A 24,348-nucleotide genomic window follows, 5' to 3' on the forward strand; every position below is an offset into this window, starting at 1 on the left:
CATCATGACTGACACCCCTTTCTGGCAACAAAAACGCCTGGCACAAATGAGCGATGAGGAATGGGAATCCTTGTGTGATGGTTGTGGACAGTGCTGCCTGAACAAGTTGCAGGATGCCGACACCGATGAGATTTACTTCACCAATGTCGCCTGCGATCAGCTCAATATTAAAACCTGCCAGTGCCGTAATTATGAGCGCCGCTTCGAGTTGGAAGAGGATTGCATCAAGTTAACGCGTGAGAATCTGACTACCTTTAACTGGCTGCCGCGCACCTGCGCTTACCGGCTGCTGGGTGAAGGCAAAGATTTACCCGCCTGGCATCCGCTGCGGGCCGGTTCGAAAACAGCCATGCACGCGCAGCGTATTTCGGTGCGTTATATTGCGGTGCGGGAGAGTGAAGTGCGGGACTGGGAAGATCACATCATTGATCGTCCCGATCGCAACGGCTAAGCGCCGCGGCATCAACCTGAAGCGTAAAAAGGCTGCCACTGGCAGCCTTTTTTAGTTTCAGCGACCAAAGAGATCGCGGCGTTTCGGTTTCAGCGGCTGGGCAATCAGCACCAGCGCTGCGACCAGCAGATAACCGGCGAACACCACGATCATCCACTGCGGCATGCTGAGTGTCAGGAACGTCCAGCTGCGTTCTGCGCAGTCACCGCTGGCCAGGAACACAGACGGCAGCCACTTATCCAGCGGTAATCCGCTAGGGAAGCGGGCAGCAAAATCACAGGTGGTGAAGGGGTTAGGGTGCAGCTGAATCATCGTATGTTCGTAAGAAAGACGCAGACCTTCCCAGGCACTGTAGATCCACAACGCCAGCGCCGCCAGACGCAACGGTGATTTTGGTGCAATGGCACCCACCAGGCCTGCGCCCAGCACACCGAACAGCGCGTTACGCTCATAGATACACATCACACAGGGCTTAAGCCCCATCACGTGCTGAAAAAAGAGTGCCGTCAATTCCAGAGCCAGAGCCGTCAGTGCCAGTAATAACCAGGCTCCACGGCCCCGTGAACATTGATTCAGATATCGCAACATATTGCATTCCCTGTAAACGTTAATGCCACGCAGTGTAAACCAAAAGCATTTGCAAACCAGCCAGGTGCGGGGAAAAATCGTGTGCAAACATGACCTGATTCTGATCCAGAGCAGGTTAAATGAGGATAAAAAGGTGATGTCCGTTCAGCAAACAGAGCGGACATTGATGAGGTCAACAAGGCTGGGTGCGTTCGGCAGCAAACGAAACGGCAGACGCAGGCTATCCGGTGCAGACATTCCGTGATTTCAGGATGACATTTTGCCGCGCTGGCACTCGCATCGTTTCAGCACGGGAAATCGTATCAAATGATCGTCGTCTTAACGCAGCAGAATGAACTGTCAGCCATTCTGAAATATGCGCCCGCGCCCGGTTTTAATAGTTATGCAGGCTATATCCGCTATAGGGCGTCTGGTATGATGAGTCCTCATCATGATTAGAAAAGCAACGAGAACACATTGCTATGGTTATAAAGGCTCAGAGTCCAGCGGGATTTGCTGAAGAGTATATTATTGAAAGCATCTGGAACAGTCGCTTTCCACCTGGATCGATTCTTCCTGCTGAGCGTGAGCTTTCTGAATTGATTGGGGTGACGCGCACCACCTTGCGTGAAGTGCTGCAGCGACTGGCGCGTGATGGCTGGCTGACGATTCAGCACGGTAAACCGACGCGGGTGAATGATTTCTGGGAGACGTCCGGTCTCAATATTCTGGAAACGCTGGCCCGTCTCGATCACGACAGCGTTCCGGTGCTGATTGATAACCTGCTGTCAGTCCGCAGTAATATTTCATCGATCTTTATCAGCCGAGCGCTGCGCCATCATCCGGACAAAGCGCGTGAAGTGCTGGAGACGGTGAGTGCCGCAGCCGATCAGGCGGATGCCTACACCGAACTCGACTACCGGGTATTCCGTGGTCTGGCGTTTGCATCGGGTAATCCGATTTACGGTCTGATCCTGAATGGCCTGAAAGGTCTTTACACCCGCGTTGGCCGTCACTACTTCTCTAATCCCGAAGCCCGCCAGGTCGCGCGTGATTTCTATCTCAAACTCCTGGCGCTGTGCGACAAAGAACCTGGACAGGATGAGATCGTGGACGTGGTACGCAACTATGGCCGCCGCAGCGGTGAAATCTGGCACAGCATGCAGAAAAACCTGCCCGAAGACCTGGGCAGCAAGCGCTAAAAAAAACCGGACATCGCGTCCGGTTTTTTGCTTCTAGATGTCATCATCAGATGGGCCGTCAGAGTGAAGAACCGCGTGGTGGATTGCGATCCAGCAGTTCCACACTGCCATCCTCGTTCTGCTGTTCCAGAATCACATCAAATCCCCACAGACGATGCACATGCTTCAGCACCTCGCGTCGGCTTTTATCCAGCGGCGTGCGACTCTGCGGCACATAGCGCAGGGTCAGGGAACGGTCACCGCGCACATCCACGTTATAGACCTGAATGTTCGGTTCAAGATTACTCAGGTTGTACTGCGCAGAAAGCTGCTGGCGAATCGCCCGGTAGCCTGCCTCATCATGGATAGCGGCGATTTCCAGATAATTGTTGCGATCGTCATCCAGCACGGTAAACAGCCGGAAGTCACGCATCACTTTCGGCGAGAGGAACTGGCTGATAAAACTCTCGTCCTTGAACTCACGCATCGCAAAATGCAGTGTTTCCAGCCAGTCGGAACCGGCGATATCCGGGAACCAGTAGCGATCCTCTTCAGTCGGCGACTGACAGATACGCTTGATATCCTGCATCATCGCAAACCCTAAAGCGTAAGGGTTGATGCCGTTGTACCACTGGCTGTTGTAGGGCGGCTGAAACACCACGTTAGTATGGCTGTGCAGGAACTCCATCATAAAGCGTTCCGACACTTTGCCTTCGTCATACAGGTGATTCAGGATGGTGTAGTGCCAGAAGGTCGCCCAGCCTTCATTCATCACCTGGGTCTGCTTCTGCGGATAGAAATACTGACTCACTTTGCGCACGATGCGCAGGATCTCACGCTGCCATGGCTCCAGCAGCGGGGCGTTTTTTTCCATAAAATAGAGCAGGTTTTCCTGCGGCTCAGAAGGATAACGCGCAGCCTCAAAGGCTACCGCCTCTGTCTCACGTCGTGGGAGCGTTCGCCACAGGGTGTTCACCTGACTTTGCAGATACTCTTCGCGGCTCTTCTGCCGCGCCTTCTCCTCCTGCAGGGAGATCTTCTGCGGACGTTTATAGCGGTCGACGCCATAATTCATTAAGGCATGACAGGAGTCGAGCAGCCGTTCGACCTCTTCAACGCCGTAACGCTCTTCACAGTCACTGATATAGTTTTTGGCAAAAAGCAGGTAATCGACAATCGATCCGGCATCCGTCCAGCTGCGGAAAAGATAGTTATTTTTGAAGAACGAGTTGTGGCCATAGCAGGCATGCGCCATCACCAGCGCCTGCATAGTCATGGTGTTCTCTTCCATAAGGTAGGCGATGCAGGGGTTAGAGTTGATGACAATTTCATAGGCCAGGCCCTGCTGACCATGCTTATAGCGTTGCTCGGTCTCGATAAACTTTTTGCCGAATGACCAGTGTGAATAGTTGATGGGCATGCCAACGCTGGAATAGGCGTCCATCATCTGTTCAGAGGTAATGACTTCGATTTGGTGCGGGTAGGTATCAAGCCGGTAGAGTTTCGCGACCCGATCGATCTCTGCTAAGTAGACATCGAGCAGTTCGAATGTCCAGTCTGGTCCGTCATTGAGTCGTTTGCTGTCTCTGATGGCTTCGTCAAAGATTGTCGTCATAGCGCACCTCTTTTATGCAAACCGGCTGACCCGAAAGACAACCCGTTCTGGTTATTTAAGGCTTCATCCTGAAAAAAGGGAACCCGAAAAAAACTGAGCGAACACAACAATGATAGCCCACTGTCGCTTATCCGAAATGCGAACTCAAACGAATTCTTTGGCACAAAATCATTAAGACGAGTGCGTCAGAGAATTTAAAAGCCTTTAATTCGAATGTTATTTTAAAACGCGGAATATCATCCTGTTTATAAGCGGAATGTATGGGGTTGAATGATTCTCCTGCCATGCACAGATTTAACTGCCTCCGTTGTCATTTATTCCTGTGTTTAGGGATTGAGGCGCATAAAGCGCTGAAATTGGCTGTGCGACAAGATTTTAGTTACCTGAAAAGTGAAAAAGATGTGAAATGGATGCTGAATTTATGGGGTGATGTCCGCTGTGTAAATCCGCTGACTATCATCTGCTGAACAGTGAATTATGCTTTTACATGCCGGGTGGGGGAGCTATGCACGTTGTAATTCTTGGAAGTGGTGTGGTTGGAGTGGCAAGTGCCTGGTATCTGGCGCGTGCCGGACATCAGGTCACCGTCATCGATCGTCAGCCCGCCGCAGCGATGGAGACCAGTGCAGGTAATGCCGGTCAGATCTCTCCGGGCTATGCCGCACCCTGGGCAGCTCCGGGTGTGCCGTTGAAAGCGGTCAAGTGGATGTTTCAGCGTCACGCGCCGCTGGCTATTCGCCTCGATGGCAGCGGTTTCCAGCTGGAATGGATGTGGCACATGCTGCGCAACTGCGATATCAACCACTATCAGCAGAACAAAAGCCGCATGGTGCGGATTGCCGAATACAGCCGTGACTGCTTGAAAGCGCTGCGCTCTGAGACCGGCATCGCCTATGAGGGCCGTCAGGGCGGAACGCTGCAGCTGTTCCGCACTCAGCAGCAGTTCGACAGCGCCAGCAAAGATATTGCCGTGCTGCGCGATGCGGGCGTACCTTATGAGCTGTTAGAGGCGCATGAACTGTCACGTGTTGAACCGGCTCTGGCGGCGACTCAGCATAAACTCACCGGCGGATTACGCCTGCCTAACGATGAAACCGGCGACTGCCAGCTCTTTACGCAGCGGCTGGCAAAAATGGCCGAAGAGGCAGGCGTGGTGTTCCGTTTCAATACCCCGGTCGATCATCTGCTGCGCGATGGCAATCGCATTTATGGCGTGAAGTGCGGCGAGGAGATCATCAAGGCGGACAGCTATGTGGTGGCTTTTGGTTCCTACTCCACCGCGCTGTTAAAAAACGTTATCGATATTCCAGTCTATCCGCTTAAAGGCTACTCACTCACGATTCCGATTAAAAATCCTGACGCTGCGCCGGTTTCCACGATCCTGGATGAGACCTACAAAGTGGCAGTGACCCGGTTTGACGACCGTATCCGTGTCGGCGGAATGGCGGAGATTGTTGGTTTTAACACCAAACTCACCGAAGCGCGGCGGGAAACCCTGGAGATGGTTGTCAGTGATCTCTATCCTGAAGGCGGTCATGTCGCGCAGGCGAGTTTCTGGACCGGTCTGCGTCCGATGACGCCAGACGGTACGCCGATTGTGGGCGCCACGCCAATCTCCAACCTCTGGCTCAACACCGGTCACGGTACGCTGGGCTGGACGATGGCCTGTGGTTCGGGTCAGTTACTGGCCGATCTCATCTCCGGTAAAAAGCCTGCCATTGCGGCGGATGACCTGGCGGTGTTCCGCTACTTACCCGGTTTCGCGGCGACCTCATCGCCACTGCGTAACGCCAACGCAACTCGTTAAGTATTCAGGGAGAGAGAGGATGTCACGTCCGATTATTGCGACCATCAATCAGCAGGCGTTACGTCATAACCTGACGGTCGTTCGCCAGGCAGCGCCCGCATCGCGCGTCTGGTCAGTGGTGAAGGCCAATGCTTACGGCCATGGTATTGATCGCGTTCGCGAGGCGTTATCCGCCACCGACGGCTTTGCACTGCTGAATATGGAAGAGGCGATTCTGCTGCGTGAGCAGGGCTGGAAAAAGCCGATTCTGCTGCTGGAGGGGTTCTTCCAGCCAGAGGATTTGCAGTTAATCGACCGCTATCGCCTCACCACCAGCGTGCACAGCAACTGGCAAATCAAAGCGCTGGCCAGCGCCACGCTTTCTGCGCCAGTGGATATCTATCTCAAAATGAACAGCGGAATGAACCGTCTGGGCTTTCGTCCGGAGCAGGTCAACGGCGCATGGCAGAAGCTGCGGGCGCTGAGCACTGTCGGTGAGATGACGCTGATGGCCCATTTTGCCGATGCCGAAAACCCCCAGGGTCTGATTGCCCCGCTGCAGCGCGTAGAGCAGGCGGCTGAGGGACTGAACTGCCCGCGATCGCTCTCTAATTCGGCCTGTACCTTATGGCATCCTGAAGCGCATTTTGACTGGGTGCGTCCCGGCATCATTCTGTATGGCGCATCGCCCAGCGGTGACTGGCAGGACATCGCAGGTAGTGGCCTGAAGCCGGTGATGACCTTAAGCAGTGAGATTATCGCGGTTCAGCAATTACAGGCTGGCGATGGTGTGGGTTACGGCTACCGGTATCACGCCAGCACGGCGCAGCGGATTGGCGTGGTGGCCTGTGGTTACGCCGATGGCTATCCGCGTCATGCCCCAACCGGCACGCCGATCTGCGTTGATGGCGTGATGACGCAGGTGGTGGGCGCGGTTTCCATGGACATGATCACCGTGGATTTAACGCCCTGTCCTCAGGCCGGGATTGGCTCCGCCGTAGAGCTGTGGGGCGAGCAGGTGAAAATCGATCAGGTGGCAAAAGCGGCGGGAACGGTAGGGTACGAGCTGATGTGCGCACTGGCACCCCGCGTTACGGTCACCGTTATTTAAGCGCGGTCAGGCTGCCGCGCATCTTTCTGCTGCAGCGCCAGGCGATAAAGGCCAGCGTTGCACCCAGCAGCATCATCAGACTCAGCGACAGCTTCTCTGCCACCGGCAGTGCGACGATCACCAGGCTGCCTGCCGCACCGCCCGCCATCTGAATGAATCCCTGCAGGGCGGACGCCACGCCCGCCTGTTGCTGATATGGCTCCAGCGCATAGCTGGTGGCCGGTCCCACCGTAAAGGCCAGTCCGGCCACCGATACCGCCACCGGGAACATGTAGAGCGCCCAGTGCGTCTGCATCTCCGCCGGGAAAATCTGCATCCCCGCCACCAGCAACACCGCACCCAGCAGCATAGTGAAGAATCCCATCGCCAGGCAGAAAGGGCGGCCCGCTTTACGAATGGCTTTATTGACGAACATGCTGACAAACATGATCCAGAAACCGTTGGCCCCGAAAGCAAACGAGAACTGGATCGGCGTCAGACCGCCTTCGGTCATTAATACCTGCGGCGCCAGCGACACATAGGTCAACACCATGCCCAGCGCACCCGCATTGGCAAAGGCGAACGCCAGAAAACGCGGCTGACGCAGAATTTCGGCGTACTGCTTAATCGGTAATCCTTTCACCCGCAGCGTATCTGCCGGGCGCGTTTCCGGCAGCCAGATAATCACCAGCAGCGTAATCAGCAGGCCATAGCCGCAGAGGAACCAGAAGGGTGCACGCCAGTCAAAGGCGCTGGCCAGCAGCCCACCCAGCAGCGGGGCCAGAGCCGGAACAATATTCAGTGCGCCATTCAGGAAGCCATAGGCGCGGGCGGCATCATCGCCACTCAGACGGTCGCGCACGCCGCTAAAAGCGACAACGGCACTACAGCAGACGCCACAGCCCTGCACCAGACGAGCCAGGACGAACAGCGGGAATGAGGTGGCGGTGGCAGCGATGGCGCTGCCCGTGATGTAGAGCGCGAGACCCAGCAGGGCAATCGGCTTACGCCCATAATTGTCTACCAGCGGGCCTGTCACCAGCTGTCCCAGCCCCATCACCAGCAGAAACAGAGGAATGGTGGTCTGCACCAGATTAACCGGCGTATCCAGCCCTTCTGCAATTTGTGGCAGCGTGGGCAAATAGAGGTCGATGCCTAAGGGTGCCAGCAGCACCAGGCTTAATAACAGCAGAGTAAATTTTTGCATAACAACCAGAGGGTGAGCGTTCTGTTAAAAAACGATCGCAGAGGGTAATGATTCAGAGGCAAAAAAGATAGAGGAAGTCGTGCGGAAAGTGCGATGCCTGCTGTAAACAGGCATCGCATCAGGGCTTAGTAAGCGCCGTCACGGCGTAGCACCACACCTGCGGTTTTAAACAGGATCGCGATATCGGTCCAGAGCGCCCAGTTTTTGACATACCAGGAGTCAAAGTAGACGCGGGTGTCATAGTCGATATCATTACGTCCGCTGACCTGCCAGAGACCGGTCATGCCGGGTTTCGCCATCAGGTAGTAGTCTACATCACCAGCGTAGCGCTCCAGCTCAGCTTCGATAACCGGACGCGGTCCCACCAGACTCATCTCGCCACGGATTACGTTCCACAGCTGCGGTAACTCATCCAGGCTGGTCTTACGCAGGAAACTACCAATGCGGGTCACGCGCGGGTCATTCTTCAGTTTGAAATCTTTGTCCCACTCCATCCGGGCTGCTTCGCTGGTCGCCAGTAATTTCTCCAGCACCTCTTTGGAATTGGTCACCATGGAACGGAATTTCAGGCATTTGAATTTTTTGCCATTCTGGCCCACACGTTCGTGACCATAAATCGCATTGCCGCCGTCGCGTTTCACCATGTAGCAGAGCAGGGCGAATATCGGACCAAGGAACAGCAGCAGCATTGACGCCACCACGATATCAAAGGCACGCTTCATGAAACGGGAAGAGTGTTTTGCCAGGTTATTACTGACGCGCAGGATCATCACTTCATGACTGAAGATGAAGGACATGTCCGTGCCGTAAAGCGGCACACCGCGCAGCGTCGGGATCACTGAAACTGAACGGCAGTTCATCTTCGACAGGAATTTCAGCCAGCGATCGCGCATTGGCTGCTGTTCATATTCCATAGCGACAATAAACTGCACGTTGTCACGGTCAATGGTCTGCCAGTTAATGTCTTTCCAGGTGATTACGGGCACACCATTCACGCTCTGCTGAGCCGGGACATCATCGACCGAAATAAACGCCTGGACGTTGTAGCCCAGAATCTCTTCACTCTGCAGTGCCGCATAGGCTTCGGTGGCGTTTTTGCCGGAACCGATAATAATGGTCTCTTTCTGCCACTGGCCTGCCTTGTTAATGGCGCGTTTAACCAGAGCACGCATCAGTGGCAGCAACAGCAAGGCATATGTCCAGCTGAAGACCCACACCATGCGTGAGAAGTCCCATTTAGAGAAGGCGATCAGGGCGAGGTCGAGCAGCGAGAAAACAAATAATGTTTTAACGATCTCTTTCAGCTCAAACCAGAACGGTTTGCGATATGTGTAATGACGCAGACGTACCCAGAACCAGCCGGTACACATTACTGACATAATAAACTGTGCCACAAAACGGTATTCAATCTGATGCGGTGGAATAAAGGTATCCAGCTCGCCCCAAATACCTTGTATCGTCGCGGCAGATAAAAACAGTGCAAGGTTAAGTGCAATCAGATCGGAAAAGCTCAGGGCGAATTTCACGATGATATTTTTACGCGTGCCGCTCCATGAGCGGCTCGGGCTATTCATTATCAATGTACTTGCCATAAAACCTGCTCTCTTTCTCAAGTAAAAGATGGCCTGACCAGAATCAGGTTCGCGCTCAGGAGTGGGCTCTGAAAAATTAAAAAATAATTTTCAGTCTGTTGCAGTCAGTAAAGCCAGTGCAGCTGCAAAAAAGTTAACAATTAAAGCGTGATGGTACTCACGAAATGTTGCAGCATTGAGAAAGAGTATGCAGGAGTTATTTGACAGAGTTAATACGGAAAAAATCTGAAAACATAAAAAGTGATTAAAGTTTTAAATAGCTAAGTTGATGTTTATTTTGGATAAAATAAGAGAGGGGCTAATTATAACTAAACTGTTTAAGACGCTTTTTAGGAATTACCGCCGAGTCTTACGACTGGCGGCAATGATAGAGGCTCAGGCAGGTTTCTTTAAAATCCAGCGGTCCTGCTGTTTATCGTAGTGACCGATCTGCAGATTTACCGGTTCCCCGTCAATCCAGGCCGGCACGCTGGTATCGCGATCCCAGCCATCAAGTTGGGTGATTAAGCCGGGATTGGTGTGACAGGGGATACTGACAGTGTCCGTATTTTCACCGTCAAGATCGGCATCAACAATCTCATAACGACCAATTTTAACCACGTGTCCCATTCATTTCTCCCGTTTTTACTGGCATAGACAAGTAAGCTTAGCGTATTGAGAGAAAATAACGTGGCTGAATCATTAGGATTATTCCTTCTCTTCCGCCGGACGGACGCCAATCTTCACGATACGGTTATCCTCTTTCTCCGCAACAGTCCACGTCAGTTGATTCCACTCCACCTGATCGCCGACCACCGGCGAGCCGCCCAGCATCGCGAGCACCAGTTGTCCCAGCGACTGCTGATCATTGGTGCTCTCATCCAGCTCCAGCCCGTAAATCTGCGCAACGTCGCGCAGGCGAGCTTCTGCATCCAGAATAAAGTCGCCAAAGAAGCGCTGGTCGAGCGAGACCGGCGGTGACTGGCTGAACATTTTGCCCAGCGCAGGAAGATCGCGCTCGCGGCCAATCACGCAAATTACGTCGTTCTCTTTAAGCCGCGTCCCGCCGTTGGGGTGCATCAGCACATTGTCACGGAACAGGGCAGCGATGCGGGTTTCACGGGGCATCTGCAGATCTCGTAATGCGGCACCGACGCACCACTTGTCGGCGCTGAGCTGATAGACAAACTGTTCCCAGGGGTTTTCCGGGTGAATATCCAGACCGATACGGCTGATAGGCGAGGCGGTTGGTGGCACCACCACTTTGGCTTTTTTCGCGGCAAACCCCAGCGAGGTGCCCTGCAACATCAGGGAGACCAGCACCACGAAGAAGGCGATATTAAAATAGAGCGAGGCGTTCTCTAATCCAGCCATCATCGGGAAGACCGCCAGGATAATCGGTACCGCACCCCGTAAGCCGACCCAACTGATAAAAAAACGCTCGCGGGTCGTGAAGTTGCGGAACGGCAGCAGGCCAATAAACACCGACAGGGGACGTGCCACCAGAATCAGCCACAGTGAGAGGAGCATCGCCGGCACCGCGATATGCCATAAATCAGAGGGCGTGACCAGCAGCCCCAGCACAATGAACATGCCGATCTGACTGAGCCACGCCATACCATCAAAGGTCTGCAGAATGCCATGACGGTTACGAATCGGGCTGTTGCCCAGCAGGAAGCCGCACAGATAGACCGCCAGGATGCCACTGCCCTCTAAGACCGTGGTCAGAGCGAACACCAGAATGCCGCCACTCAACGCCAGCAGCGGATAAAGGCCAGGAGCCAGACTGATGCGATTAATCAGCTGCTGCAGCGCCCAGCCGCCGCCCAGGCCTAATACGATACCCAGACCGAACTGCTGCACCAGATGCACCAGGAACATCCAGTCAAGGCCGCTGCGGCCCTGTTCGATCATCTCAATCAGGGTGATGGTCAGAAACACGGCCATCGGGTCGTTACTGCCTGATTCAATCTCCAGCGTGGAGCTGACGCGCTCATTCAGGCCTTTGTCACCGAGCAGGGAAAAGACTGCGGCGGCATCCGTGGAGCCGATAATCGCGCCAATCAGGAAGCCCTGCATCATATCGAGGTTAAACAGCCAGGCAGCCACCACACCGGTTAAGCCAGCGGTGATCATTACGCCAACGGTCGCCAGCGACAGCGCGGGTCCCAGCGCGACTTTAAACGAGCTGGCTTTGGTCCGCATGCCGCCATCCAGCAGGATGATCGCCAGCGCCAGGTTAGAGATTAAATAGGCCGCCGGATAGTTATCAAAAGCGATGCCGCCGATACCATCAACACCGGTCAGCATGCCCAGTGCGAGGAAGATAACCAGAATAGGGATGCCCAGCCGGGACGAGAAAGAGCTGAGCAGAATACTCGATGCGACCAGCACGGAACCGATGATAAAAAGACTGTAGACAATAGTGTGGTTCAAACCCGGTCTCCTGAGATATGACAGTGCGATGCAGCGACTGCTGACAAATATCCATGCTATCTCTGAAAGATAATGTTTTATCAAGGAGTTGTCATTGTGAAAATGTTCATTATACGAATTGCTTAACAGGGTAAGGAATCAGATTAATGTGAAGAATGAGGGGGTTGGCAGATAAGTGGAAGAAAACAGGCCGTTTTAGCATGTTATTCGGGAGATAAAAAAAGCCGGTGATTAGCCGGCTCAGACGGTACCGCGAATAAAATCGATGAGAACAGACGCGCTGACTGGTGTGTCAGGCTTCCGTTGCCTGTTTATGAAACAGCGATCGGAACACCGGATAGATATCTTCCGGCTCACGGATATGTTCAATGGCAAAGTTATCGAATGTCGCCTGCAGATGCTCATACTCACGCCACAGCGTCTGATGCGCACGGCGGGTAATCTCGATATAACTGTAATAACGCACTACCGGCAGGATATGCTTCGCCAGAATCTCATGACAGAGCGGAGAATCGTCAGCCCAGTTATCGCCATCCGAGGCCTGCGCCGCATAAATATTCCACTGCGCCGGGTCATACCGCTCTTTCACCACCTCATCCATTAGTTTCAGCGCACTGGAAACAATCGTGCCGCCGGTCTCCTGAGAGTAGAAGAACTCCTGTTCATCCACCTCTTTGGCCTGGGTGTGATGGCGGATATAAACTACATCGACATTCTTGTAGGTGCGGCTCAGGAACAGATAGAGCAGGATATAGAAGCGTTTCGCCATATCCTTGGTAGCCTGATCCATCGAACCGGAGACATCCATCAGACAGAACATCACCGCCTGGCTGGAAGGTTCCGGGCGTTTCTCAAAGTTTTTGTAGCGCAGGTCGAAGGTATCGATAAACGGAACGCGCTCGATGCGCGCCCGCAGCTCGGCGATCTCTTTGCGCAGACGCTCCTCCTCAAGCAACTGAACCGGTTCAGTTTTCTCAATCTCCTGCAGCGTCTCTTCCAGTTCGTGCAGCATGCGACGTTTACCCGCCGTCATTGCCGTACGACGCGCCAGCGAGTTTTGCAGTGAACGCACGACGCTGATATTGGCCGGTACGCCATTGGAGGTGAAACCGGCACGGTGAGTCTTGTATTCATTGAGCTGACGATGCTGGTTGCGGCGCAGGTTAGGCAGGGCGAGATCTTCAAACAGCAGGTCAAGATACTCATCTTTCGAGATCTGAAAGACAAACTCATCCTGTCCTTCACCATCCTGACTGGCATTGCCCTGACCACTGCCGCCGCCACCGCCACCCTGAGGCCGCTCAACCCGGTCATTCTGCACAAAATGGTCGTTGCCCGGATGGACCCGATGGCGATTCCCGCCGCGTCCCTGATGGAAAATTGGCTCATTGATATCGTCAATCGGGATAGAGACTGACTCACCGCTGCTTACGTCGGTCACCGAGCGTTTGTTGATGGCCTCGGAGATCGACTGCTTAATTTGCGACTTATAACGGCGTAAAAAGCGCTGGCGGTTGACCGCGCTTTTGTTTTTACCGTTAAGCCGGCGATCGATGAAATAGGCCATGGTATTCCCCCAAACTACATTGTAAGCAGGCCGGGCGAACCCGACCCTGTCACACCGGTATCACTTACCGGCAAGCTTACAGACACTTATCAGGACGATTTACGCACACGCAGATACCATTCACATAGCAGGCGGACCTGTTTGCGGGTATAGCCTTTTTCCATCATGCGATCGACAAAATCATCATGCTTTTTCTGCTCATCGGTAGAGGTCTTGGTGTTAAACGAGATGACCGGCAGCAACTCTTCCGTATTCGAGAACATTTTCTTCTCAATGACAGTGCGTAATTTCTCGTAACTGGTCCAGTTAGGATTACGACCGTTGTTGTGTGCCCGGGCGCGCAGCACGAAGTTAACGATTTCGTTACGGAAATCTTTTGGATTGCTGATGCCAGCAGGCTTCTCGATTTTCTCCAGTTCCGCGTTGAGCGATTCACGATCGAACAGCTGTCCGGTGTCGGGATCGCGATACTCCTGATCCTGAATCCAGAAATCTGCATAGGTCACATAGCGGTCAAAGATGTTTTGACCATACTCGGAATAGGATTCCAGATAGGCGGTCTGAATCTCTTTGCCGATAAACTCGGCATATTTCGGAATCAGATAGCCTTTGAGGTGCTCAAGGTATTTCTCTGCCTGATCCTGCGGGAACTGCTCGCGCTCAATCTGCTGCTCCAGCACGTAGAACAGGTGCACCGGGTTAGCCGCCACTTCGGCATGGTCGAAGTTAAACACCCGCGACAGGATTTTAAACGCAAAGCGGGTCGAGAGACCGTTCATCCCCTCATCCACACCGGCATAGTCGTGATACTCCTGCCAGGACTTCGCTTTTGGGTCGGTATCTTTCAGGCTCTCACCATCGTACACCCGCATTTTAGAGTAGATGCTGGAGTTCTCAGGATCTTTCAGGCGAGACAGGATAGAGAAGCGTGCCAGTGTTTCCAGCGTGCCAGGTGCGCAGGGCGAGGTGGCCAGCTCACTGTGATTAAGTAACTTGTCGTAGATTTTGATCTCTTCAGAGACCCGCAGGCAGTAGGGCACCTTGACGATGTAAACACGGTCAAGGAACGCCTCATTATTCTTGTTATTACGGAACGTCACCCACTCTGATTCGTTGGAGTGCGCCAGAATTATGCCGTTAAACGGCAGTGCCGAGATTCCTTCGGTGCCGTTATAGTTCCCTTCCTGCGTTGCTGTCAGTAACGGGTGCAGCACCTTGATTGGCGCTTTAAACATCTCAACGAATTCCATAATGCCCTGGTTCGCGCGGCAGAGTGCGCCAGAGTAGCCGTAGGCATCGGGATCGTTTTGCGCGTGGTTTTCAAGCTTACGGATATCGACTTTACCCACCAGCGCAGAGATATCCTGGTTGTTCTCATCACCCGGTTCAGTTTTGGCGATCGCCAGCTGTTCCAGAATCGACGGCCAGACTTTAACGACTTTAAAACGTGAAATATCGCCACCAAAATCGTGCAGACGTTTAGCGGCCCACGGCGACATGATCGTGCCGAGGTAACGGCGCGGTACGCCATACTCTTTTTCAAGAATGTGCGCATCTTCCTGCGGATTAAAAAGGCAAAGAGGATGGTCATTCACCGGGCTGCGTTCACCGTCGGCACTGAGCACATAAATAGGCACCCGCTGCATCAGCGACTTAAGCCGTTCCGCCAGTGATGATTTACCGCCACCTACCGGGCCCAGCAAATAGAGGATCTGTTTCTTCTCTTCCAGTCCCTGGGCGGCATGTTTCAGGTAGGAGACGATCTGTTCAATCGCTTCCTCCATGCCGTAAAACTCCTCGAACGCCGGATAGCGTCCCATCACACGGTTGGAAAATATTCTGGAAAGGCGTGGCTCCTGAGCAGTGTCGACCATTACTGGCTCTCCGATAGCCATTAACAGTCGCTCTGCAGCGTTGGCGTATGCACTGCGATCCTGCTTACAGATGGCAAGAAATTCCTGCAGTGTGAACTCTTCGTCCTTGGCAGCTTCATAACGCTGACGATAGTGATCGAATATATTCATAGCGATGCCCGTCCTTTCGTTTTTAGCACAGGTAAGGAGCGTAATTAGAGACTTGTAGCAGCTCCCGGAAGATATTCTCTGTTGAGTACAGCAACCCTTATGCCAACCTGATCTTTTTTATCGGGATACACAACTTTTGTGGTTACTCTGCTCTGTCAAAAACTCTGCTGTTACTTCTAACTGTAGATGGCTTCCAGGAAATGTCCTCCACGGGTTTAGGTAAATGAGGGTGAGATCAACAGCATAATGGGTTTGTAATGAGATGGGTGGCGCTGGTGATAGTTTAACTTAACGCGTTTTTAACCTTTGATGCCACTTTCATCGCTGCATGACTTAAAGTAATTCGATATAAGTTAATCCAGCCGTAAAAAAACGTTAGACTTCCTGTTTGATTGTTATATTTATGGAATGAATAAATTGTGAACCAATTCAAATTTAAGACGCTTGTTGCACTTCTGCCTTGTTATTTACTTACCTCACAGGCTATTGCCGCACCGCTTTCTCTGGGCGCGTCGGTAATCTACGCTGAGTCACCGTACCGCGGTGGTCAGGACCGCTATATCCCGTTCCCGGTGATCAATTATGAGGGTGAAGACTTCTGGTTCCACAGCCTGCAGGGTGGTTACTACCTGTGGAAAGATCCCCAGAATCAGCTGTCATTGACGCTGCTGGGTTCACCGCAGGAGTACAAACCGGGTGACAACGATCTGGGCGACATGAAAGGGCTGGATAAACGCCGCATGACGCTGATGGGTGGTGCAACTTATCGTCATACTGCTGACTGGGGTATTGTCCGCACTTCACTTTTGGGTGATGTGCTGAACAATAGCAACGGAATGATGTGGGACCTGACTTACCTTTATCGTTTCCAGATGGGTGACTTCAGCCTGACACCGGGCATTGGTGCGGTCTGGAACAGCGCCAATCAAAACCGTTATTACTATGGTGTTTCAGCGCATGAGAGCGCCCGTACCGGCATCAGTCGTTATAAGCCAGATGACAGCTGGTCACCTTATGTCGAACTGAATGCCAGCTATCAGATTTCGCCAGAGTGGAATGCAAGCCTGACGGGGCGTTACATCAGCTTCGATAGCGAAATCAAAGATAGCCCGATGATCGATAAAAGCGGACAGGCGTTAATCTGGACGGGGGTGAGTTACACCTTCTGATAACGCTTCATTTGCACCTAAAGAGGGCATCTGATGCCCTCTGTTCTTTTTCGGGGCCCTGAAATGGGGCGGGAGAGCACAATGCGTAACACGATTAATTTTGCCGGACATCAAAACCTGCCCGTGATTGGTCAGGGTACCTGGTATATGGGCGAAAACCTCGCACAGCGTACCGGCGAAATCGCCGCATTGCAGGCGGGCCTTGAGTGTGGCTTGACGTTAATCGATACCGCCGAAATGTATGCGGATGGCGGAGCCGAAGAGGTAGTTGGGCAGGCACTGCTGGGGCGTCGCGACAAGGCTCTGCTGGTGTCAAAAGTCTATCCATGGAATGCAGGCGAAGTGGATGCCATCGAAGCCTGTGAGCGCAGCCTGCGCCGCCTGCAGACCGATTATCTTGACCTCTACCTGTTGCACTGGCGCGGCAATGTCCCGCTGGAAGAGACCCTGCGCGCCATGGAACGCCTGCAGCAGCAGGGCAAGATCCGTCACTGGGGCGTCTCGAATTTTGACACAGACGATATGGCAGAACTGTGGGATGAACCGGAAGGGAATCAGTGCGCGACCAATCAGGTGCTCTATCATCTGGCATCACGCGGCATTGAATTTGATCTGCTTCCGGCCTGTCAGCAGCGTGAGATGCCGGTTATGGCCTATTGCCCACTGGCACAGGCGGGACGGTTACGTGACTCACTCTTTACCGATTCGTTGCTGACTCAGATTGCACTGCAAAAGGGCATCAGCGTAGCGCAACTGCTGCTGGCCTGGGTGATTCGTCAGCCAGGTGTGATTGCCATTCCCAAAGCCAGTTCTGTGGTTCACGTTCAGGAAAATGCTGCGGCGCTGGAGGTAGAACTGACCAATGAGGATTTGCAGCTCATCGAGCGTGCCTGGCCAGCACCACAGCATAAGTTACCGCTGGATATCGTTTAGCCGTTGACCTTGTCGCTGGCTGCGGCTTTCTTCTTCAGGCGGAACGTCGTGGCCAGTCGTGCTGGTTTTTCGCCGGCGCTGCGTAACGGTTTGCTGATACGCGCCGTCTCTACACACACCATTGTCCTGTAACCTTCATTCGCCATATCTGACATGCTACAGGAAAGTTCAACCCCAGGATTCCACGTGACAACGTCACTATGATGATGGTGATAAACCTCAATTTGCCGTTCACCCGTCGTATCATTGATAACTGAGCAGTCTTCTGCAGCGGTAAAGATACGGTCGATGCGTCCAGGATAACGTTGCTTGCCGTCGCTGCTGGCAACCTCGCCATTATTCACTTTGTCGATATAGCTGTTGCCCAGACCGGAAACCTCAACACCGTTGATATTGTTGACGGTGAAGTAGCTATGCAGCGCTGCCGTGGCTTCATAGTCGCCATAGGCTTCCAGCTCGATCTCGCAATGCTGGCCCAGGCGGAAACGGGCAATCAGAGTAAACTCATGCGGCCAGAGTTTCAGCGTCTGTGCGTTGCTCTCCAGCACCAGCGTCAGCATCACGCCCTCTTCATTCTCATCATGCGCAGTCAGCTTCCACGGCTGAACACGGGCAAAACCATGCGCCGGATCACCCGCCGGGCCAAACCATGGCCAGCAGATGGGTACACCGCCGCGAATCGCTTTGCCCGGAGAGAAGAGACTCTTATTGCTTAGCCAGAGCACGGGCTTTTCTCCGCTCGGCTGCCAGGCAATCAGGTGCGCGCCCTGCAGGGTGACTGCTGCCCGCACCTTAGGATGACTGATGACAATGGCCGGGAGCTCACCCACCTGACGCTGAGAGAGGTAAGGGGAAATCTGATTCACCACCGGCAGAGAAAACAGCTTATCTTGCATGTTCAATTCCTTCCTGTGCGTATAAAAAAAGGGCGACCGAAGTCGCCCTTATTCTCAATGATGTCTGGCTGCCTTATTTAGCAGAAACCAGCGCAATCAGGTCGAGAACTTTGTTTGAGTAGCCAGTTTCGTTATCGTACCAGGAAACCAGTTTCACAAAGTTGTCGTTCAGCGCGATACCGGCTTTAGCGTCAAACACTGAAGTCAGGATTTCGCCATTGAAGTCGGTAGAAACCACGTCATCTTCAACGTAGCCCAGAACGTCTTTCATCTCACCTTCTGCAGCCGCTTTGATTGCAGCACAGATTTCTTTGTAAGAAGCCGCTTTTTCCAGACGCACGGTCAGGTCAACAACGGAAACGTTAGGGGTAGGGACGCGGAATGCCATACCGGTCAGTTTGCCGTTCAGCTCTGGCAGAACTTTACCAACGGCTTTCGCTGCGCCAGTTGATGAAGGAATGATGTTCTGCGATGCGCCGCGGCCGCCACGCCAGTCTTTGTGAGACGGGCCATCAACGGTTTTCTGGGTTGCAGTGGTAGCGTGAACTGTGGTCATCAGACCTTCAACGATGCCGAACTTGTCGTTGATGACTTTAGCCAGCGGTGCCAGGCAGTTGGTAGTACAGGAAGCGTTAGAAACGATATCCTGACCATCATATTTGTCGAAGTTTGCACCACGAACAAACATTGGGGTGTCATCTTTAGATGGACCGGTCAGAACGACTTTCTTAGCACCAGCGGTGATGTGTTTACGTGCGGTTTCGTCCGTCAGGAAGATACCGGTTGCTTCAGCAACGACGTCAACGCCCACTTCATCCCACTTCAGGTTCGCCGGATCACGTTCAGCAGTCACGCGGATTTTTTTACCGTTAACCACCAGTGCGCCATCCTGAACTTCTACGGTGCCGTCAAAACGACCGTGAGTAGAGTCATACTTCAGCATGTACGCCATGTAATCCGCGTCCAGCAGGTCGTTGATAGCAACGATTTCGATGTCAGAACGCTTTTGAGCAGCACGGAAAACGATGCGACCGATACGGCCGAAACCATTGATACCTACTTTGATAGTCATATATTCCACCAGCTATTGGTTAGTGAATAAAAGGTTGCCTGTAAAATTACAAAAACCTTACCAGGCGTCAAGCGGAATCGTGTCAATTGTTGCGACAGGTCAATTCGCCTGCAAGGAATAATTCGATGCGCAACCGCTTGCGCGCCGCCAAGGGTACCGCGTTTCGTCGAATCAATCGCCGAATATATAGGGATGCCCGGGATAAAAGGTGATCAAAGTCACAAATACGCTTTGCGATTGACGGCATGAAAGGGTGAGCACAAAATAAGACCCGGTAATGTTGATCATTTGTTAGAATAATAGTCGAATTTTACAGAATGGCACTTCCCCGGAATCCTAAAAATGGCTAAAGACACCGCACCCGACGCAAAAATCGCCGAGCTGACAGAAATGCAGCGTTATGTGACACAGCAGCGTGGAACGGAACCGCCTTACAGCGGCGCACTGCTGCACAACAAGCAGGAAGGGATCTACCACTGCCTGGTTTGTGAGGCGCCACTTTTTCTCTCAGAAACCAAATATGATTCTGGCTGTGGCTGGCCCAGCTTTTATCAGCCGGTCAGTGACGATGCGATTCGCTACATCGAAGATGATTCACACGGCATGCAACGTGTTGAGATCCGCTGTGGCAGTTGCGATGCGCATCTGGGGCATGTTTTCCCCGATGGCCCGCAACCCACCGGCGAACGCTACTGTGTTAACTCCGCCTCGCTGAATTTTACCGACGAGCAGGGCGAACAGACCAAAGGGTAACGGCGATGAAGGAACAACTTGAAGCAATGCTTGCGTCGATGACGCCTGAAGTCTATCAGCGACTGGCGACGGCAGTCGAAATTGGAAAATGGCCGGATGGCGTGGCACTGACTCAGGAGCAGCGCGACAACTGTCTGCAGCTGGTGATGATGTGGCAGGCGAGGCACAATGACGCGCCACAGCATATGACCATTGCCAAAGGTGGCGAGATGGTAATGAAGTCGAAAAAAGAGCTGAAAGACGAATTCGGCATCGATCCGGATGTCACCCGCATCCATCTGCACTGATTGCATTAAATAAGCTGGCGTAATGCCAGCTCAATATTTAAATCAGAATCGCGCCCTGAGCGGTCATTTGTGCAAAGGCGATCTCACTGTCCTCAGGATTCAGATTCACGCCGCGGCAACCCTCTTTCACCACCTCAACGTGATACCCCAGCTCCAGCGCATCCAAAACGCTATATTTCACGCAGTAGTCCGTCGCCAGTCCCAGCATCACCAGATGGGTAATGCCGCGCTCACGCAGCCAGCTGTCAAGCTCGGTTTTACGGCGATGACCATTGTCAAAAAAGGCGCTATAGCTGTCGACATCCTGATCTTCGCCTTTATGGAAGGTCGCATCAAACAGGGAACGATCCAGGCCGGGGTGGAAGTCCGCGCCCGTCGAACCCTGAATGCCGTGATCGGGCCACCAGATCTGCGCCAGACCATTTAATTCGCCCAGCGTGTAGACCGGTTCGCCGGAAACTGAGGCAAAGCTGCCGTGATCGGCAGGGTGCCAGTCCTGCAGAGCCAGTACGCATTCCCCGTTTTCACGAAACAGTCGCGCGTAACGATTTGCCACCTCAACCGTGTGGTCGCCCTCATGGACTGCCATCGGGCCGCCGGGGCAAAAATCGTTCTGGATATCAATAATGATGAGTGCCCGCTTCATTACATGTTGCTCCGTTTCAGTCTTCGGTCAGTTCGCCACGCAGGTTCTGCTGCATCTTTGCGCGGATTTGATCGGCAGAGAGATCCTGGCTGAGTAAAAAGTGTAGCTTGGTCAACGCGGCTTCCACTGTCAGGTCAAATCCACTGATCACGCCAGCCTCTTCCAGCGCATTGCCGGTGGCATATCCGCCCATATTCACCTTGCCAGAAATACACTGGGTAAGATTCACCACCACGATGCCGCGCTGACTGGCCTGCTGGAGTTCAGCCAGGAATTCCTTGTTCTGTGGAGCGTTACCTACACCATAGGAACGCAGGATCAGGGCTTTCACTGGCTGGCGCAGGAAGTTACGCACCACGTCTGCTGAGATTCCCGGATAGATGGTTACCACGCCAATAGGCTGAGGCGTAATGGTGTGGACCTTCAGTTCGCCCTGGCCAGACGGGGCAGGAGGCGTATTGAGACGGCGAATATGAATACCCGCTTCCAGCAGCGCGGAAAGGTTTGGCGAAGCAAAGGCGTTGAAACCGTCGGCATGGGCCTTGGTGGTACGGTTACCGCGATAGAGGGTGTTATTGAAAAACAGTGCCACTTCGCTGATCGGATAATTGGCCGCCACATAGAGTGAATTTAACAGGTTTTGCTGACCATCTGAGCGCAGCTCTGCCAGTGGAATCTGCGACCCGGTCACGATCACCGGTTTGGCCAGATTTTCCAGCATGAAGGAGAGCGCGGAGGCGGTAAACGCCATGGTGTCAGTGCCATGCAGAATCACAAAACCATCGTAGCGATCGTAGTTTTTACGGATATCTTCGGCAATAGACTGCCAGTCTTCCGGGGTCATGTCGGAAGAGTCGATCAGCGGCTGATATTCATGAATGGTGAAATCAGGCATCTCGGGGCGGTGGAACTCGGGCATGTTGGCCAGCTGCTCTTGCAGATGTCCGGAGACCGGAATATAGCCCTGCGCCGAGCGCTGCATACCGATCGTCCCGCCAGTGTAGGCTACGTAGATGTTTTTCTTTTGCATTAGAGAACTCAGACTTGCCATAAAACGCGCAGTATAAGGGGAATAGCGGGGAAAAGCAGCCCGACCAGAGGCCGGGCTGAGTGGTTTATCGCACTTCGCCACAATTCAGGCAGAAGGCGTAACGGTTTTGAGGATCGTTCTGTTTGTCGAACAGACCCGGCTGGGCTTTCATGGCACTCATTACATCCAGCATCGGTGCGGGCAGCCAGGCTTTCAGCGTATCCGGCAGTACGGCCTGCACAGAGGCGTTCATCTGGCTCAGCATCATATCCAGGAAGCTCGGGTCATCCTGATACCAGCTCAGCATGGGTTTACTGACTTTCGCCAGTTCACCTGCTTTCTTCACGGCATCATCAAAGTCACCCAGCGCATCAACCAGACCGTTGGCTTTGGCATCGCTGCCGGTCCAGACGTGCCCCTGTGCAATGGCATCAATCTGCTCAGGCGTTTTGTGACGCGACTTCGCTACCAGACCCACAAAGTTGTGGTAGCCATTTTCAATGGTCAGCTGCATCATCTGCTGAACTTCGGTTGGCAACGCTTTAGTGGTAGAGATATCCGCCAGCGGGGAGGTCGCGACACCATCTGTGTGCACGCCAATGCTGTCCAGACTGTTCTCCAGCGTATTGATCACGCCAAAAATACCAATCGAGCCGGTCAGCGTGCTCGGGTTCGCCACAATGTAGCTGGCTGGCGTAGAAATCCAGTAACCACCGGATGCCGCCATACCGCCCATAGATACCACAATCGGCTTGCCAGCTGTCTGAGCCGCCGCAAGCTCTTCACGAATCGCTTCCGAAGCCGTCACGCTGCCACCCGGGCTGTTCACCCGCAGAATGATCGCTTTGATTTTCGGGTCGAGACGCGCATCGCGGATCTGAGCCGCGGTGGTGTCGCCACCAACGTTGCCCGGCGTTTCTTCGCCATCCATGATGGCACCGCTGGCCATGATCACGGCGATATTGCCATCCTGCTGCGAGGAGGCCTGTTTCACGCTGTAGTCATAAATGCTGACGCTGCGATAATCGTTGCTCTGCTTATCCAGACCAAAGGTTTTCACCAGCTCTTCATCAGCCGCCGCTCGGGAACCCAGCGCATCGACCAGCTTGTTATCCAGCGCATATTGCGCGGTATCGCCTTTCACCGCGTTTAATCCGGCAATGATGGCCGCCGCGCCAGGGAAGAGTTGTTCCGGCGTAATCTGTCGATTAGCTGCCACGGTGTTCAGGTAGTTCTGCCACAGCTGACCGACCCAGCGGCTGTCAGCATCCCGTGCCGCGGGGGACATGTCATCACGCAGGAACGGCTCAACTGCTGATTTATAGGTACCCACACGGAAAACGTGCGAGGTCACTTTCAGCTTTTCCAGCAGGGTTTTGTAATAGAGCCCGTTGGTGGCGAAACCATGGAGATCGACAGTGCCCTGCGGCGACAGATAGATTTTGGTAGCGTAGCTGGCAAGGTAATACTGAGCCTGGCTGTAGCTGTCGCCCAGCGCATAAATCGGCTTGCCGCTGTCACGGAATTCACGCAGCGCTTTGCCTACGTATTGCAGGGAAGGCTGATCGCCACCGGCAAATTCACGTAAGTCGAGCACCATACCTTTGATGTTGCTATCCCCTTTTGCCTGGCGAATGGCGTCAACCACATCAAACAGTGAGTTTTCCTGTAAACGGTCACTACTGGCTCCCAGCAACTGGCGGCCGATTTTACTCAGACGGTTGCTGACTGAGGGTTTATCCACCAGTACGCCGCTGAGATCGACTTTCAATGCGCCTTGCTGAATCGGCGCTGAACTGCCGCCCGATCCGCTGACCTGCAACCAGATCCCTACACCCACCACAATCAATAAAATCAGGAAAATATTCAGAATAAATTCCCTGATAAAATTCAGTACCCGCCAGCTCCAGCGGAACAGACCTGCAATTATTCGCCACAATGTGCGCATCAGACTCTCCATAAATATGTAGCAGGAAGTGGCCGCCGCGCGGACCAGACTTCCCCGACGAGCTCATCCTAAAGAGCGGCGTGTTAAAAGTCAGCAGGAAATCACTGCGCACTGTTACA

Annotated in this window: 21 protein-coding genes; 8 read left to right on the plus strand and 13 right to left on the minus strand. The window is 53.4% G+C overall.

From position 1 onward, the window contains the following. The first annotated feature begins 4 nt into the window (after positions 1-4). On the plus strand, positions 5-451 hold the full coding sequence (locus HZZ01_RS03855) for a YcgN family cysteine cluster protein (protein ID WP_090960412.1): 447 nt from the start codon (positions 5-7) through the stop codon (positions 449-451). A 57-nt stretch (positions 452-508) separates the two neighbouring features. Here the strand turns inward: HZZ01_RS03855 and dsbB are convergent, their stop codons facing one another. After that, the gene (gene dsbB, locus HZZ01_RS03860) at positions 509-1,039 is read right to left on the minus strand and encodes a disulfide bond formation protein DsbB (RefSeq protein WP_010260580.1); all 531 of its coding nucleotides are present in this window, start codon (positions 1,037-1,039) and stop codon (positions 509-511) included. 461 nt (positions 1,040-1,500) lie between these two features. Between dsbB and fadR the strand changes: the two genes are divergently transcribed. Next, positions 1,501-2,220 (plus strand): fatty acid metabolism transcriptional regulator FadR, encoded by a 720-nt coding sequence (gene fadR, locus HZZ01_RS03865; protein ID WP_179895577.1) that lies wholly within the window; start codon positions 1,501-1,503, stop codon positions 2,218-2,220. Positions 2,221-2,278: 58 nt separating this feature from the next. Here the strand turns inward: fadR and HZZ01_RS03870 are convergent, their stop codons facing one another. Continuing rightward, positions 2,279-3,814: a SpoVR family protein gene (locus HZZ01_RS03870; RefSeq protein ID WP_033732860.1), complete on the minus strand. Its 1,536-nt coding sequence runs from the start codon at positions 3,812-3,814 to the stop codon at positions 2,279-2,281. A 505-nt stretch (positions 3,815-4,319) separates the two neighbouring features. Here HZZ01_RS03870 and HZZ01_RS03875 point away from each other — a divergent pair. Further along, a complete protein-coding gene (locus HZZ01_RS03875) occupies positions 4,320-5,621 on the plus strand; it encodes a D-amino acid dehydrogenase (RefSeq protein WP_179895578.1) in 1,302 nt (433 codons plus the stop codon). A 19-nt stretch (positions 5,622-5,640) separates the two neighbouring features. Beyond that, positions 5,641-6,711 carry a catabolic alanine racemase DadX gene (gene dadX / locus HZZ01_RS03880; RefSeq protein ID WP_179895579.1) on the plus strand — a complete coding sequence of 357 codons (1,071 nt, stop codon included), beginning with the start codon at positions 5,641-5,643 and terminating at the stop codon, positions 6,709-6,711. Here dadX and HZZ01_RS03885 read toward each other — a convergent pair. The 6 genes from HZZ01_RS03885 to yeaG form a co-directional block, all read right to left on the minus strand. After that, positions 6,704-7,897, minus strand: coding sequence for a multidrug effflux MFS transporter (locus HZZ01_RS03885; RefSeq protein ID WP_179895580.1), 1,194 nt, complete (start codon positions 7,895-7,897; stop codon positions 6,704-6,706). The two genes, dadX and HZZ01_RS03885, sit on opposite strands and share 8 nt — an antisense overlap. 125 nt (positions 7,898-8,022) lie before the next feature. Next, positions 8,023-9,489: an undecaprenyl-phosphate galactose phosphotransferase WbaP gene (wbaP, locus tag HZZ01_RS03890; RefSeq protein WP_179895581.1), complete on the minus strand. Its 1,467-nt coding sequence runs from the start codon at positions 9,487-9,489 to the stop codon at positions 8,023-8,025. 375 nt (positions 9,490-9,864) lie between these two features. Then, positions 9,865-10,098 (minus strand): DUF1480 family protein, encoded by a 234-nt coding sequence (locus HZZ01_RS03895; RefSeq protein ID WP_179895582.1) that lies wholly within the window; start codon positions 10,096-10,098, stop codon positions 9,865-9,867. A gap of 78 nt (positions 10,099-10,176) precedes the next feature. Then, positions 10,177-11,904 (minus strand): potassium/proton antiporter, encoded by a 1,728-nt coding sequence (locus HZZ01_RS03900; RefSeq protein ID WP_179895583.1) that lies wholly within the window; start codon positions 11,902-11,904, stop codon positions 10,177-10,179. Between the two features lie 292 nt (positions 11,905-12,196). Then, positions 12,197-13,471: a YeaH/YhbH family protein gene (locus HZZ01_RS03905; protein WP_179895584.1), complete on the minus strand. Its 1,275-nt coding sequence runs from the start codon at positions 13,469-13,471 to the stop codon at positions 12,197-12,199. Between the two features lie 89 nt (positions 13,472-13,560). Continuing rightward, a complete protein-coding gene (gene yeaG / locus HZZ01_RS03910; protein WP_003852739.1) occupies positions 13,561-15,495 on the minus strand; it encodes a protein kinase YeaG in 1,935 nt (644 codons plus the stop codon). Between the two features lie 419 nt (positions 15,496-15,914). Between yeaG and HZZ01_RS03915 the strand changes: the two genes are divergently transcribed. Both HZZ01_RS03915 and HZZ01_RS03920 read left to right on the plus strand, forming a co-directional pair. Beyond that, positions 15,915-16,664 (plus strand): MipA/OmpV family protein, encoded by a 750-nt coding sequence (locus tag HZZ01_RS03915; protein ID WP_179895585.1) that lies wholly within the window; start codon positions 15,915-15,917, stop codon positions 16,662-16,664. 81 nt (positions 16,665-16,745) lie between these two features. After that, positions 16,746-17,597 carry an aldo/keto reductase gene (locus tag HZZ01_RS03920; RefSeq protein ID WP_179895586.1) on the plus strand — a complete coding sequence of 284 codons (852 nt, stop codon included), beginning with the start codon at positions 16,746-16,748 and terminating at the stop codon, positions 17,595-17,597. Here the strand turns inward: HZZ01_RS03920 and HZZ01_RS03925 are convergent. Both HZZ01_RS03925 and gapA read right to left on the minus strand, forming a co-directional pair. Further along, the gene (locus tag HZZ01_RS03925; RefSeq protein ID WP_179895587.1) at positions 17,594-18,493 is read right to left on the minus strand and encodes a D-hexose-6-phosphate mutarotase; all 900 of its coding nucleotides are present in this window, start codon (positions 18,491-18,493) and stop codon (positions 17,594-17,596) included. The genes HZZ01_RS03920 and HZZ01_RS03925 overlap by 4 nt on opposite strands. 73 nt (positions 18,494-18,566) lie before the next feature. Further along, positions 18,567-19,565: a glyceraldehyde-3-phosphate dehydrogenase gene (gene gapA / locus HZZ01_RS03930; protein WP_003852747.1), complete on the minus strand. Its 999-nt coding sequence runs from the start codon at positions 19,563-19,565 to the stop codon at positions 18,567-18,569. A 342-nt stretch (positions 19,566-19,907) separates the two neighbouring features. Here gapA and msrB point away from each other — a divergent pair, with 342 nt between their 5' ends. Both msrB and HZZ01_RS03940 read left to right on the plus strand, forming a co-directional pair. Further along, the gene (gene msrB, locus HZZ01_RS03935; RefSeq protein WP_179895588.1) at positions 19,908-20,318 is read left to right on the plus strand and encodes a peptide-methionine (R)-S-oxide reductase MsrB; all 411 of its coding nucleotides are present in this window, start codon (positions 19,908-19,910) and stop codon (positions 20,316-20,318) included. Positions 20,319-20,323: 5 nt separating this feature from the next. Beyond that, positions 20,324-20,605, plus strand: a complete 282-nt coding sequence (locus tag HZZ01_RS03940) for a YeaC family protein (RefSeq protein WP_090960457.1) — start codon at positions 20,324-20,326, stop codon at positions 20,603-20,605. Between the two features lie 37 nt (positions 20,606-20,642). Here the strand turns inward: HZZ01_RS03940 and pncA are convergent, their stop codons facing one another. The 3 genes from pncA to sppA all read right to left on the minus strand — a co-directional run bounded on the left by pncA (position 20,643) and on the right by sppA (position 24,229). Then, positions 20,643-21,251, minus strand: coding sequence for a bifunctional nicotinamidase/pyrazinamidase (gene pncA / locus HZZ01_RS03945; protein ID WP_136196306.1), 609 nt, complete (start codon positions 21,249-21,251; stop codon positions 20,643-20,645). Between the two features lie 16 nt (positions 21,252-21,267). Further along, on the minus strand, positions 21,268-22,281 hold the full coding sequence (gene ansA / locus HZZ01_RS03950) for an asparaginase (protein WP_179895589.1): 1,014 nt from the start codon (positions 22,279-22,281) through the stop codon (positions 21,268-21,270). An 85-nt stretch (positions 22,282-22,366) separates the two neighbouring features. Further along, positions 22,367-24,229: a signal peptide peptidase SppA gene (gene sppA, locus HZZ01_RS03955; RefSeq protein ID WP_179895590.1), complete on the minus strand. Its 1,863-nt coding sequence runs from the start codon at positions 24,227-24,229 to the stop codon at positions 22,367-22,369. Between the last annotated feature and the right edge of the window lie 119 nt (positions 24,230-24,348).

It is taken from the genome of Pantoea sp. WMus005, assembly GCF_013415305.1.
Taxonomy (GTDB): Bacteria; Pseudomonadota; Gammaproteobacteria; order Enterobacterales; family Enterobacteriaceae; genus Pantoea; species Pantoea rara.